The following is a 13889-nucleotide window of genomic DNA, read 5'->3' on the forward strand; positions in this document are numbered from 1 at the left end:
TACTACATAGGCAAAAAGCTAGAGGTTCCCCTAGCTTTTTACGTGTTTTAAATATCCTCTTTGTGCGATCATAAAGTAAATGGCAGAAGCTAAAATGTATGCTCCAATTACAAGCGCGCCTGATTTCCACAAATCAATATAAAGCATTTTTCCTAACGTATGAAGAGCAACTCCACTATGAATGGAACCGATTAAAATTGGGATAAAGAAGATAACTCCCATTTGTCGAATCGCAATTTTGCGAATTTCTTTATCTGTCATACCGATTCTCTTTAACGATTTAAATTGAATACGATCTTGTTCTTTATCGTTAAACCATTTAAAGTATGTCATACTACAAGCGAAGAAGAAGAACAGTACCGCTACGAAGAAACCGATGAACATTGTAATTGCTCCACCTTCTCTTATATCCTTATACGCAAACACTGAATTTCTCAATTCTCCTTGCTTTTCTGGTGCAATTTCATTTTTCAAATCTAATACAAGATCTTCTGTAATTTTCCAATCCTCAATATAATAACCATAATATTTCGTCTTTTCTTCATCTGGTACGAGTTTTGCATATTTCTCAAAATCTTGTTCATTTACAACGAGATATTCACTATCATTAAAAACAGAATACTGCGTTGGGGCATTTAATTGAACAGACTGCTTTTGTCCGTTAATTGTAAATTCATACGGTTTCGTACGGTCTATCTTCATCAGTTCATTTGACATATCAACCATAACCATCGTTGCACTACCCATTGCATTATGAATTTCTGAAGGTTGCTCTCTCTTTTGTTTACGCACTTCCGCATTATATTCTTTTTCTGAAATAATCGTCATCGGTACTTCATGTTCACTATTAAACAACGTTATTTTCTGTGTTGCTGGTAGTTTAACGTAGGTTACTTTTCGTGCATCTTCAAACCCGTGTCTCTTCACAAGCTCCTGTACCTTTTCTTCATTAATAAGGCTATATGTATTTAACCCCTTTTCCTCATATGAAATAGCATGTGGTGTAAGTTCTACCGTTTTCGCACTCAAATTTTCAAAATATACGTAAAGCGTGCCAACTGCCGAGGATACAATCGCCGTAATAATAGAAATTACAAATAGAAAACGAGCATTATCTTTCATTTTATAAATAAGGTTGCTAAGAACAAACATATTTGGATACGTATAGAAAGATTGCTTTCTTTTTTGTAATGCTTTTAATACAACTGTACTACCTTGTGTAAATAGTAAATACGTTCCGCCAATTGTCAGTCCTACCACCGGTAAAAAGAGGATGAGGAAATTCAGAAACGTTACTTGGAAGCTAAGTACATATGCAACAATAATACATCCTATACCAACTACACATAACCATGTAAATGCAAATGGCTCTACTTTTTGCTTTCTTGCCTCTCTTAATAAATCAATAATTTGCAAGCGTCCTACTGTCCAAACACTAAACAATGATAGGATTAAAAATAGAATAAAGTATACACCAGCTGTAATAAGAACTGCTTTACTATTCCAAACAAGTGGAAGTGTCTTATCTATTTTTAATAATACGCTTAACGCTTGGAAAAATAATTTTGAACAAAGCATTCCAACCCCAATACCAACTACAATTGCAATACTACCTAACATCAGTTGCTCTAATATAATCATTCGGCCGAGCTGCGATTTCGTTCCGCCTATTAATGTTAGTAGACCAAACTCTTTTTTTCTTGCTCGTAAAAACGTTGAATTTGCATATAAAATAAAGAGTGCCGAGAAGATGACCACAATATAATTCATCGATTCTAATCCTTTTGTGATCATCTTTCTCATACTAATATTACCGCTTACGACATCTGGATGATAAATAAAAGAAGCATACATAAAAAATACGACAATCGATAAACAACTACTTATAAGAAACGCTTTATAGTTACGCCAATTTCCTTTTACGTTATTAAGCGCGAGCTGGCGAAAGTTCATGATATTCTCCTCCTAGCATCGCAAGTACGTCCAGAATTTCTTGGAAAAAGGCTTGTTTCGTTCTTCCTTTATGTATTTCCGAGAAAATTTCTCCATCGCGTATGAAAAGGATACGTTCACAATAACTAGCCGCTACTGGATCGTGCGTAACCATTGCAATCGTTACTTTCTTTTGCTCGTGTAAATCTTGCAGGGCTCCCATTAGCGATTTCGCTGACTTTGAGTCTAAGTTTCCAGTTGGCTCATCTGCTAAAATTAACGTCGGTTCATGAATGATTGCTCTCGCTGCTGCTGCACGTTGTTGTTGTCCCCCAGATACTTCGTATACTTTTTTATTTAAAATTTCTTCGATGTTTAAAAACTTTGCAATTTCCAGTACTTTCGCATCGATTTCATTTACAGATTTCTTCGCCATTACAAGTGGTAAAATAATGTTTTCTTTAATGGATAACGTATCAAGTAAGTTAAAATCTTGGAAGATGAATCCTAAATGTGTACGGCGAAACTCCGCTAATTTTGCAGCACGCATTTGATTAATTTCTTCACCATTTACAAGCACATGACCTGAAGTTTGCTTATCAATTGTTGCTAATAAATTTAAAAGCGTCGTTTTTCCGCTTCCTGAAGGGCCCATAATCCCTACAAATTCGCCTTCTTCTATTTTAAAATTTATATCGTTTAAAGCAGTCGTCGCTACTGAACCTTTTGATTGGTACACCTTCGTTAAGCCTTTTACTTCAAGAACACTCATTTCTAATCCCCCTATGTTTTCTTCTTACATTTACTATAAGAAAAATAAGAAAAAGAAACGAGTGATTTCCCTTACAAAACGTTTTGTTATCTTACAGTTTTGTCATTTTTCTCATCAATGTATGATATTCTTCATCTTTTGCAAATTGGAACGTGAATGTTGTCCCTTCTCCTTCAGCCGATTGGACATACATTCCATGATGTAAATTATCACAAATTTCCTTCGTAATATATAAGCCCATCCCAGTCGCTTCTCTCGTTTTACGTCCATTTATTCCCGTAAAAAATGGATCAAATATGCGCTTTACGTCTTGCTCTGGAATACCAATTCCATTGTCCTTAATATGTAATAACACCTTTTGATTTTTCTCTTCAATTTGAAATTGAATTTCTTTTTTCTCTGCCGCTGAAATTTTTGTATACTTGATTGCGTTTACAACAATTTGACCTATAGCAATACTCAGCCATTTTCTATCAGATGCAACCATACAAGTATCTTCTTCAAACATCACTTTCGGAAATACAGACGATTGAATGAAGGATTTTCGATTTTCATTAATAATACCTCGCACGACATCTATAACATTTACTACTTCTACCTTATAATCTTTCGCAAACTGCTCTAGTCTTGCCATATGTAACGCTAAATCTAAACCATTTAGTATACGGTTATTTTCTTCACGAATACTTTCAACTGTTGCTCTTGCCTCACGATGCTCTTTGCCAAACTTCTGCAACAATAATTCAATAACAGATACTGGTGTTTTCATTTGGTGAATCCATTGGTTCATAAATATCATTTGTTGTTGCTCTTTCGTATGCTGTTTATGAACTTCATTCATATATTGCTGTCTTAATAACGTAAAAGATTCAACGACCATTTCTTGCTCTGATGTATAAGATTCATCAATAAGTAAAGAGTCATGTAATGTATTTCCACCAGTAACATACTTTTCGATCCTCTTTAAAAACACACTCCGTTTTCGGTAATCGTAAATGAGGTATACAGTAAACACAACTGTTCCTAATAAAAGTCCATATAACCACGTACTCCAATCAATGGATTTCTTTTCCAAAAGACTTTGCAACTGTAAAACGAGCCCAAATAAACAAAGGCTAACAATATAAGAAAGAATTAAAGAAAAGCGGTCCATAAGGTAATTTTTAACCTTCATGCCCTTCGCCCCACTCCGTAAGAAGCGCATAACCATATCCACGTTTCGTTACAATTGCATTTTTAATGCCTAACTCCTCTAGTTTCTTCCTTACACGTTTTACATTTACGGTTAATGTATTATCATCCACAAATGCTACTTCATCCCATAGAGCTTCTAACAGTTCTTCGCGCGATACATATTGATTCACCTGTTTCATTAAACACTCTAATAAGTAAAATTCATTTTTTGTCAGTTCAGTTTGTTGTCCTTGCCACTCAACAATATGCTGAGACGGGAATAACAACAGTCCATTTACACCTAAACAATCACTCTCAGCAGCAGAAGCATACTCTCCGTAACCACGGCGAAGTGCACTCTTCACCTTTGCCATTACGACATCTAAATGGAATGGCTTCGTAATATAATCATCACCGCCATTTTCAATCGCCATTACTTGATCCATTTCTCCTGTTCTTGCAGAAACAAAAATAATTGGCGCATTCGATACAGTACGAATTTGACGACACCAATAAAAACCGTCAAAGTACGGTAAATTAATATCAAGTAACACGAGATGAGGATTCACTTTTACAAACTCATCTTTTATTTGACGTAAATCACTTGCTCTAAATGATTGATAGCCATACCTTTCTAAATGCTCTTCCAATATTCCCGCGATTTTCTCATCATCTTCTACAATTAATATTTTATACATGCTCGTTTTCTCCCCATAAAAAATTCTTCTAAAACCACTCCCTTTTTATTATAAATTGAAAATTTAATTAGTGGGGATTTTTTCCTATATAAATCCGATTTTTACGATATAAAAAAAAGACTGCCGTATTTCGGCAGTCTTAATCGATAAATTCAAATTCATATTCAAGAATTTTTACAATATCTCCGTCTTTCGCACCACGTGCACGAAGCGCTTCATCAATACCCATTCCGCGCATTTGACGAGCGAAACGACGTATAGATTCATCACGTGAGAAGTCTGTCATCTTGAATGTTTTCTCGATATCGTAACCAGAGATAACAAACGTGCCATCACTTTCACGTGTAATTTCAAATTTAACACCTTCAGTATCAAATTTGTACATTACACTTGTATCAGACTCATCCGCAACTTCATGTATTGGGAATTCTGGTGTTGTTTCTATTAAGTTCGCTACTTCAAACAGTAAGTCACGAACACCTTGTCTTGTTACAGCTGAGATTGGGAAGATTTTTACTTCGTCTCCCACTTTCTCTTTAAATGCTTGTAAGTTTTCTTCTGCATCTGGCATATCCATTTTGTTTGCAACAACAACTTGTGGACGCTCAGTTAAGCGAAGATTGTATTCTTTTAATTCATTATTAATCGTTACGTAATCTTCATATGGATCACGGCCTTCTAAACCAGACATATCAATAACATGCACGATTACACGTGTACGCTCAATATGACGTAAGAATTGGTGTCCAAGTCCGACGCCAGCATGTGCGCCTTCAATTAGTCCTGGAAGGTCAGCCATAACGAAGCTGCGGTTATCACCCGTTTCAACAACACCAAGATTTGGAACGATTGTTGTGAAATGATACTCTGCAATTTTCGGACGCGCTGATGATACAACAGATAATAATGTAGATTTACCTACACTTGGGAATCCAACAAGTCCAACGTCTGCTAGTACTTTAAGTTCTAGAATAACATCACGCTCTTGACCTGGTTCCCCGTTCTCAGCGATTTCTGGCGCTGGGTTCGTAGCTGTTGCGAAACGTGAGTTACCACGGCCACCGCGGCCACCTTTTGCAATTACAGCAGTTTGTCCATGCGTTACTAAATCGGCAAGAATTTGACCAGTTTTTTCATCTTTTACTACTGTTCCTGGTGGAACCTTTACAAGTAAATCTTCAGACTTACGTCCGTGCTGACCTTTACTCATTCCGTGCTGACCGCGATCAGCTTTGAAATGACGTTGGTAGCGGAAGTCCATTAATGTACGTAAGCCTTCCTCAACTACGAAAACAACATCTGCACCTTTACCACCGTCGCCACCTGCTGGGCCACCTTTTGGTACATACTTCTCACGACGATACGCAACCATACCATTACCACCGTCGCCGCCTTTTACATATATCTTGACCTGATCTACAAACATTATTTCACCACACTTTTTTCAATTGGTTGTAATATAACTGAGACTTCTTCGTCTCGCACTGTATAAGAAATGGAATACCATTTATTGTTTTGGGTCGCAAGCCAATTCTGTAGTTCTTCTACACTCGTTAGCTTACCACGAAAATCAAAAAAGAAACGAGCATTATCCGCGTCACATTCAATTGTGATACAAACATAATTTTCAACATATACGTCTAAACTATGCTGAAGCATCGAGAAAAATTGATTCGTCCATGTACATACAGTCTCATCTAAGTGAGATAAGTTATGTAATTTCCCTAATACTTCGTACTCCAATAAGCACGGCTGCTGTTTCCAATTATATGTTAAAATCCACTCTGAAAATAAAGGCATTGATAGCCCCATCAGATTGGATTCTTGTCTCGCTTCTTGGACAAAACGATCGATGAGACTATGAATTTCTTCCACTTTTCCAAGGGAAAGGTTTCCTTTCACCATCTGCATACGATTGAGCCAATCATGTCTTGAATGGCGCAATGCATCTATAATTGTCCATTTTTCATTCATTTAGATACCCCTTAATATAGAAAAACTCTAACCTGCACTCAGGTTAGAGTTTTCCGTGAGTTCTTATGCTTCTTGAGCAACAGGATATACGCTCACTTGTTTGCGGTCACGACCAAGACGCTCAAAGCGTACTACGCCGTCAACTTTCGCGTATAAAGTGTCATCGCCACCACGACCAACGTTAACACCTGGATAAATTTTTGTACCGCGTTGACGGTAAAGAATTGAACCACCTGTAACCGTTTGACCATCTGCGCGTTTAGCACCAAGACGTTTTGACTGAGAGTCACGACCGTTCTTTGTACTACCTACACCTTTCTTAGATGCGAAAAACTGAAGATCTAATCTTAACATACGTTACACCTCCTGCACTTTTTCTATTAAACGGATATACTTTCCGTAATCAAGTTCGATCGTCTTAAGCGAAACAACTAATCCTTCTAAAAGTGTTTGTGCTTTTTCTGCTGTATGAACGTCTAAATCATTAGGCAATTCATACGTTAAGAATCCGCCATCACTTCCGAGTTCAATAGTTGCTTGCACATTACAAAGTTCTTCCACTGCATTTATAGAACCAAACACAACCGCTGTAGTTCCAGCACAGACAAGGTCTTGTCCATGTGGCGCATAATCGGCATGTCCAGTCATTTTAAATGATTGGATACTTCCTAATTTCGTGCGACTTATCGTAATTTTAATCATGTTAACCAGAATTAAGCGTTGATAGCTTCAACAACTAGCTTAGTGTAAGGTTGACGATGACCTTGTTTCTTACGATTGTTCTTTTTCGCTTTGTATTTGAAAACGATAATTTTCTTAGCGCGACCTTGTTTTTCAACTTTCGCAGTAACTGTTGCACCTTCTACAACTGGGCTACCAACTTTAACGTTTTCGCCACCAACGAAAAGAACTTTGTCAAAAGTAACAGTTTCACCAGCTTCAACATCTAATTTTTCAATGTAGATTGCTTGACCAGCTTCAACTTTAATTTGTTTTCCACCTGTTTCGATAATTGCGTACATACTTGCACCTCCTCTTAATTACTAAGACTCGCCAAAAACGAGGTAGACATAAATGCCTTTAGGGAACCTGTCTTGTGCGGTTGTAGCATATAGCCGTTTAGGTGCTATAAACTATAACATAAAGATGTTATCATGAATCATAGACGGTTGTCAATAAATGTTCTGCTAACTATTTTTTCCGCTCTACAATTTCTTTTTTACTTCCAAAACGAACGATAGCATACTTTTCGATATTATCATCTTTGAAATAAATTTCAAATGGAATATTTTTTTGTAATTCTTTTTGCAAAAACTGTTTTTGCAGTTCTTTAGGCGCAGCGATTAATACCGCTTCATCTTCTATATTGCCATATGTGATTAGTTCTCTCTCTAACTCATACGCAATTGTTTCATGCGACATCACATAACCCGTCGCTTTGCAAGGTACACACTCTTTTAATAATACGTCTCGTAAAGAATGCTTTTTACGTTTACGTGTCATTTCCAAAATCCCTAGCTCCGTAAAGCCGAGCACCCTTGTATATGTGCGGTCATCTTGCATAGCAGCTATGAGACATTCTCTTACCTTTTCTTTATCTTCTCTTTTTTTCATATTAATAAAATCAATTAATATCATACCACCAATATCACGAATTCTTAATTGGCGTGCAATTTCTTCAGCTGCCATCTCATTTGTGCGAAGTACTGTATCTTGTAAATTTTGTTTTCCCGTAAACTTGCCCGTATTCACATCAATTACAGTCATCGTCTCCATTTGTTCTACAATTAAATAAGCACCATTTGAAAGCCAAACAATTTTTTGAAGTGCTTTCTCAATTTCACGCTCTATTCCAAAATGGTTAAACATCGAAGACTTTTCATTATAAAAAGATACTTTTTCTTTTCCAATTTTGTCTTCTAATTCTTTTACTATACTTCTTGTATCTACAACTACTTTTTCAATGGTTTCAATTGGGTTCTCTTGAAATACACGATCTAAAAAGGTCGCCGGTCGATGAAGTAATAACGGCGCCTTTCCTTGGCCCTCTTTTCTTTTTAACTCTTCATACAACTGTTGTAACTCTTGCATTTCAGCTTGTATTTCTTCAATTGCTCCTTTTTCAGAAGCAGAACGGAAAATGTATCCCCCCGTTCCCTCTATTTCAATTTGGAGTAATTGTTGTCTTCTTTTATTATTTTTTATTTTTCGAGAAACAGCGCGCATCTCACCAAACGGCATATAAACGACATATTTCCCGGTAAATTCTATATTCGCTGTCAATTTAGGCCCTTTCGTATCAATTGCCTCTTTCGCAACTTGTACGAGTATCGCTTGCCCTTCATGTATACGATAAGAAGATGGTACATCATCGTATGAAAGGTAAGCATGTTTTTCTAAACCGATGTTTACAAAAGCTGCATTCATTCCAGCAATTGTTCTTACGACACGTCCAACATAAATATGCCCAACAATCTCTTGCTCTTCATTACGTTTCCATAAAAACTCAACAATTTTTTTCTTCTCTTCAATTGCAACGCGCTTTTCCGAACCAGCGTAATTCACATATAACGTTTTCAAAATTATTTCCTCACTTTATAATCTTCTTTACTTTTACAATAATAAAAGGTTAGTGCTATCGTCAACACTAACCGATTAATTCTTCAACTGATGAAGTTGTTCGTTTTTCAGTAAAATATGCATAGAGCAATTCATTTTCATCCAATGTGTAATGCTCTTTATATTTTCCACGGACGATAATAGAATGCTTATATCCTCTACGAAATTTTGTGAAGATCGTATATAAACGATCTTCCGTTTGCACTTCAATAGGTGCAATCTTTTCGATTCCTCTTTTGTTTCCATAATAACGTTCTAATAAAAAACGCATAAATGCATACCGTCTTTGTTTCCACTCTTGATATAATGACACTGCTAAAAATATGAGTAGTACCCACATCATAATATTGTTACTATTCCAGAGTAACTGCCATCCTAATATTACACCAAAAAAAACACATGACAATTGCATCATCTTTTCATGTGCTTGTAAATAAGGGAAACGATATGATAATACATTAAACAATACTTTCCCGCCATCTAACGGCCAAATAGGGAGTAAATTAAATGCTAAAATAATTATATTATTCCACATAAAGAAATAATATAAATCTGTATTCAGCCAACCGGCTTCGAACAACATGTAACCTACCAGCATCATCCAAACATGTTGAATCGGTCCTGCAATTACGACAACAAGTTCCTCTTTCAATGACTTATTACCATGTTCCTCAAGCTCGGCAACGCCACCAAACGGCAAAAGCTGAATTCTTTTTATACGCCAATTATAGTGTGCTGCTGCAAAAGCATGCCCAAGTTCATGAATAAGAACAATACAAAATAACAGTAGTAACTCTTTAAAACGCGCAGTAAAAATACCAATGACAATAATAACCCAAAATAATGGATGCACGGAAATTTTTGTTAAAACGTCCCTATATTTAATCAAATGATATCACCTGGATCGGATCAATAAATTTTTCATTCTTTTTTATCGCGAAATAAAACTTTCCATTTTTATCATTTGTATCATTACTCACCGTTCCAATTTTTTGTTTCTTTGAAACGTAATCATATAATTTCACTGACATATCGTTTAAGTTTGCATACCATGACTCCGTACCATCTGCATGTTGAATTTGAACTGTATTTCCAAGTTCCTCTTTCTTGCCTGCAAAAACAACTAACCCTTCATTTACTGACTCCACTTTTGCATTTGTAGCTGTTTGGACAAATACACCTTGGCCATTTTTTTGAAACCCTTGCATTACCTTTCCAGAAGCAGGAATTGCATAATCTTTTTGCTGAATACTTCCTTCTTTTTTCTCGTTCGGCGAATAGAATACGAGCGGTTTTCCAAATTGCTTTTCGTACCATTTCGCTACAGTAGCAAACTGAAATTCCTCTTTCATCACTTTTTCTGTAACAGCTTTAGCTCCATTGAATGAAGAAGGAGCATTCTTATATAAAATAGCAACCGAAAGAACTAATATTGCTGATAATAAAACTTTGAAGAAAAAGACTTCCTTTCGAAATAAAGGATGCATTTCCTTTTCTCCATCTTCAATAAATACCGCTTCACTATCAAAATTCCCTCCGTTAAAATACTGCTCTTCCTCCATCCTTTCTTGCTCGGCCTTCCTTTTTGCAATCCGCTTTTTAATTTCTTCTACGCGTCTATTCTTCATACTGTCTCCTTTCTTTCGTTAAGCTAATTTCATTAGAAACAGTTGTATACAGTTTGTACATATGTATGAGCTAAGAAAGAAAGATATTCGTGTGAAGAAAAAAGAAAGCACTTCGCATATGTGCGAAGTGCTCTTAACGGATTCCAAAGAAGTTTTTCACCTTTGCAAATACCGATACCTTTTCTTGTTCAAATGCTTGTAATGGTACATTCTCACCTAACAAGCGTCTTGCAATATTACGATAAGCCAACGCTGCTTTTCCGCTTGGTTGCAACGCCACAGGTTCACCTGTATTTGTAGCTCGAATAACTTCATCGTCATCCTCGACAACACCAAGAAGCTCGATTGACAATGTACGTACAATTTCATCAACATCTAACATATCCTGTTCATGAAGCATATGACTACGCACACGGTTAATAACAAGTTTCGGTGGTTCAATATCCTCTTTTTCTAAAAGCCCAATAATACGATCCGCATCGCGCATTGAGGATACTTCTGGAGTCGTAACAACGATTGCTTTATCCGCACCAGCTACCGCATTTTTAAATCCCTGCTCAATCCCCGCAGGACAATCGATTAATATGTAATCATAATCTTGACGTAATACTTGTATTAATTCATCCATTTGTTCAGGTGTTACCGCTGATTTATCACTCGTTTGTGCTGCAGGTAATAAATAAAGATCATCAAAACGTTTGTCTTTAATAAGAGCCTGAGGTAAACGGCAACGCCCTTCAACGACATCAACAAGATCAAATACAATACGATTTTCCAGCCCCATTACTACGTCTAAATTTCGAAGACCGATATCTGTGTCAATTAAGCACACTTTCTTTCCAGATAACGCTAGGGCCGTACCAATGTTCGCAGATGTAGTAGTTTTACCTACTCCGCCTTTTCCAGATGTAATTACTATTGCCTCTCCCACAGCTATACAATTCCCCTTTCTAACTTTGTTAAATTAGGTCTAAGATGAGTGAGAAGTTGCAGGCGATCGACAACAATGTGATTGTTCTCATTAATATACGCACATTCTGCCGCCTCCGCTCCGTCTTCTTTCTCTTCCGGAGCCCGCATTGCCACATCACTAATTCGAAGTTGCATCGGGTTCATAACAGATGCAGCGATTACAGCATCCGAATCCCCATAATACCCAGCATGTGCAATTCCTCTTAATGATCCTACGACAAAAATATTCCCCCCAGCGATAACCGTTCCGCCTGGATTAACATCTCCAATTAACAACAAATTTCCTTTTACATGTAAAACTTGTCCAGAGCGAACAATTTTGGAAATAGGGACAATTTCTGTTTCTTCTTTCCAAGCTATTGCTTCTGCTTTAGTGATAACATCACTTTCAATTGAATCCACAACAAGATTCTTTTTATTACGAATTAACGTACGAATCTCTTCTTGTTGGACTTCTGTTAAATAACGATTTCCTACTTTCACATGCACTTCAATTAAAGAACGTCCATCACCATCGTAGTAATGTGTAGAAAGTTTTTCGTCTAATTCCACCAATAATTCTGAGAATGAACAACAATCATCTAAATGAAGCGTTATCCCATCTTTTGTCCCTTTTATCGTTACATTTTGTTGCTTTTTTTCTTCCACTAAAGTTCACCCCACCGATTCAATTCGACATAAAATTAGAAAATCCTTTTTTCTTTTTCTTCCATCGCTTTTGAAAGACGCACTATATATCGTCTCAGTGGGAAACAAACTATCAATAAGAAAATAGCATTTAACAATAAAGTAGAAAGGAGACGATCTGTGAAAAAGACATACGCTGGCATATGAGTACGTCCTAATAAAGTTAAGAATCCATACACATAATACTCTAGTGCTACAACACTAGCTAATATGATAGAAACAACAATAAATAAATTCAATTGTAGTACTTTCATCACACTATATACTAAATAAGCTAAAATCGGATAAGCAAAAATATATATCCCGACAAGTTCTGTGTATACGGTATCAAATAAGAAGCCAAATAATAGTCCGTAATAAATCCCTTGGACCGGACTATAATACACTGTAATAAAACATAAGACGATTATAAAGAAATGCGGTGCTGCTATGCTGTCTTTCCAAAACACATCCGTTGGAACAACAGTAGCAAACATATTTTCAAATAGAAACACAAAAAGGAGCAAAAGAGGAAGAGCTGCTCTTTTTAATATCTTCATCATCTCTTCTTCTCCTCCTATTCTAATGGCGCTGAAGGTGTTGCACGTTTAGCAACCGTAATATGCTCTACGTCATTTAAATCAGCGGCAGGTTTTACATAAGCTGTTTTTGTTAAGCCATATACATCCGGCTGAACTTCAACGATTTTTCCAATTACAAGACCTTTCGGGAAAATATCACCCAGTCCAGATGTTACAACTAGTTGATCTTTATCTACCGGTGCATCAGAGCCAATCTTTGTGAAAAGAAGTAATTGCTTTTCTTTGTCATAACCTTCAATCAATCCAAAGATTTTCTCTTGCCCTTGTACAATAGCAGAAACGCGATTTGTTCGGCTCATAGAACTTAGTAATTCTACTGATGATGTAAACTGAGATACACTTTTCACTCTTCCAACTAACCCTTGTGAAGTTACTACAGCCATATCTTTTTTAATTCCTTGCTGTGCCCCTTTATCAATTCCAATTAAATCGTACCATTTATCTGGATTACGAGAAACAACAGTAGCTGGAATTTCAGTATACCCGCTATTTAACTCTTTTTTACCCGTTAGCTCTTGTAGCTTCTTGTTATCATCTTCTAATTGTTTTACTTTCCCTGATAGACCTGCATAATTATCTAATTTTGCTTTTAATTCTTTATTCTCTTCATACGTGCGCTTTACATCCTCTACATTTTCGAAGAATCCAGCTACGTATTTCGCTGGCTTTTGGAATACACGTTCTACAACACCGACAGTATCTTTAACAAACTGCTCTGGCCATGTTAAACTGTTCCGTTCTTTCAATGAGATTCCAATCAATGCCACGAGAAGAATAATACTAACCAACAAAACAATTAATCTTTTGTTTAAGAAAAACTGTGGCACGTTCACACCCTCTTAATTTCACTGAT

At 36.4% G+C, this 13889-nt stretch carries 16 protein-coding genes and 1 other annotated feature; all 16 genes read right to left on the bottom strand.

The annotated features are described in order from the left end of the window. Positions 1 to 30 precede the first annotated feature (30 nt). The 16 genes from NST86_RS22495 to mreC all read right to left on the bottom strand — a co-directional run bounded on the left by NST86_RS22495 (position 31) and on the right by mreC (position 13863). Complete coding sequence (locus NST86_RS22495) at positions 31 to 1953, bottom strand: ABC transporter permease (protein ID WP_016118669.1); 1923 nt, start codon at positions 1951 to 1953, stop codon at positions 31 to 33. After that, the gene (locus NST86_RS22500) at positions 1928 to 2704 is read right to left on the bottom strand and encodes an ABC transporter ATP-binding protein (RefSeq protein ID WP_000114529.1); all 777 of its coding nucleotides are present in this window, start codon (positions 2702 to 2704) and stop codon (positions 1928 to 1930) included. The genes NST86_RS22495 and NST86_RS22500 overlap by 26 nt, the downstream gene beginning before the upstream one ends. A gap of 91 nt (positions 2705 to 2795) precedes the next feature. Further along, positions 2796 to 3878 (bottom strand): HAMP domain-containing histidine kinase, encoded by a 1083-nt coding sequence (locus NST86_RS22505; RefSeq protein ID WP_000865402.1) that lies wholly within the window; start codon positions 3876 to 3878, stop codon positions 2796 to 2798. After that, positions 3868 to 4575, bottom strand: a complete 708-nt coding sequence (locus NST86_RS22510; RefSeq protein WP_000276725.1) for a response regulator transcription factor — start codon at positions 4573 to 4575, stop codon at positions 3868 to 3870. Before NST86_RS22510 ends, NST86_RS22505 begins: the two co-directional genes overlap by 11 nt. A gap of 139 nt (positions 4576 to 4714) precedes the next feature. Next, on the bottom strand, positions 4715 to 6001 hold the full coding sequence (obgE, locus tag NST86_RS22515) for a GTPase ObgE (RefSeq protein WP_000497127.1): 1287 nt from the start codon (positions 5999 to 6001) through the stop codon (positions 4715 to 4717). After that, the gene (locus NST86_RS22520) at positions 6001 to 6549 is read right to left on the bottom strand and encodes a sporulation initiation phosphotransferase B (protein WP_001003584.1); all 549 of its coding nucleotides are present in this window, start codon (positions 6547 to 6549) and stop codon (positions 6001 to 6003) included. The genes obgE and NST86_RS22520 overlap by 1 nt, the downstream gene beginning before the upstream one ends. A gap of 63 nt (positions 6550 to 6612) precedes the next feature. Beyond that, on the bottom strand, positions 6613 to 6903 hold the full coding sequence (rpmA, locus tag NST86_RS22525) for a 50S ribosomal protein L27 (RefSeq protein WP_000944958.1): 291 nt from the start codon (positions 6901 to 6903) through the stop codon (positions 6613 to 6615). Positions 6904 to 6906: 3 nt separating this feature from the next. Next, a complete protein-coding gene (locus NST86_RS22530; RefSeq protein WP_002001054.1) occupies positions 6907 to 7251 on the bottom strand; it encodes a ribosomal-processing cysteine protease Prp in 345 nt (114 codons plus the stop codon). Between the two features lie 11 nt (positions 7252 to 7262). Continuing rightward, a complete protein-coding gene (rplU, locus tag NST86_RS22535; protein ID WP_000270907.1) occupies positions 7263 to 7571 on the bottom strand; it encodes a 50S ribosomal protein L21 in 309 nt (102 codons plus the stop codon). A 14-nt stretch (positions 7572 to 7585) separates the two neighbouring features. Then, positions 7586 to 7663 (bottom strand) — a sequence feature (ribosomal protein L21 leader region). Positions 7664 to 7740: 77 nt separating this feature from the next. After that, positions 7741 to 9129 (bottom strand): Rne/Rng family ribonuclease, encoded by a 1389-nt coding sequence (locus NST86_RS22540; protein WP_016118671.1) that lies wholly within the window; start codon positions 9127 to 9129, stop codon positions 7741 to 7743. A 67-nt stretch (positions 9130 to 9196) separates the two neighbouring features. After that, positions 9197 to 10057 (bottom strand): stage IV sporulation intramembrane metalloprotease SpoIVFB, encoded by an 861-nt coding sequence (gene spoIVFB, locus NST86_RS22545; RefSeq protein WP_000599054.1) that lies wholly within the window; start codon positions 10055 to 10057, stop codon positions 9197 to 9199. After that, a complete protein-coding gene (spoIVFA, locus tag NST86_RS22550) occupies positions 10050 to 10796 on the bottom strand; it encodes a stage IV sporulation protein SpoIVFA (protein ID WP_000797471.1) in 747 nt (248 codons plus the stop codon). The genes spoIVFB and spoIVFA overlap by 8 nt, the downstream gene beginning before the upstream one ends. Positions 10797 to 10929: 133 nt before the next feature. Continuing rightward, entirely contained in the window at positions 10930 to 11727 is a 798-nt protein-coding gene (gene minD / locus NST86_RS22555; RefSeq protein WP_000503309.1) for a septum site-determining protein MinD, read from the bottom strand. 2 nt (positions 11728 to 11729) lie between these two features. Next, complete coding sequence (minC, locus tag NST86_RS22560; protein ID WP_000391525.1) at positions 11730 to 12416, bottom strand: septum site-determining protein MinC; 687 nt, start codon at positions 12414 to 12416, stop codon at positions 11730 to 11732. Positions 12417 to 12451: 35 nt separating this feature from the next. After that, a complete protein-coding gene (mreD, locus tag NST86_RS22565; RefSeq protein WP_000975766.1) occupies positions 12452 to 12997 on the bottom strand; it encodes a rod shape-determining protein MreD in 546 nt (181 codons plus the stop codon). 14 nt (positions 12998 to 13011) lie between these two features. After that, positions 13012 to 13863 (bottom strand): rod shape-determining protein MreC, encoded by an 852-nt coding sequence (gene mreC, locus NST86_RS22570; RefSeq protein ID WP_227593285.1) that lies wholly within the window; start codon positions 13861 to 13863, stop codon positions 13012 to 13014. Between the last annotated feature and the right edge of the window lie 26 nt (positions 13864 to 13889).

Origin of the sequence: Bacillus sp. FSL L8-0199 (assembly GCF_038005705.1) — a bacterium.
GTDB lineage: Bacteria > Bacillota > Bacilli > Bacillales > Bacillaceae_G > Bacillus_A > Bacillus_A cereus.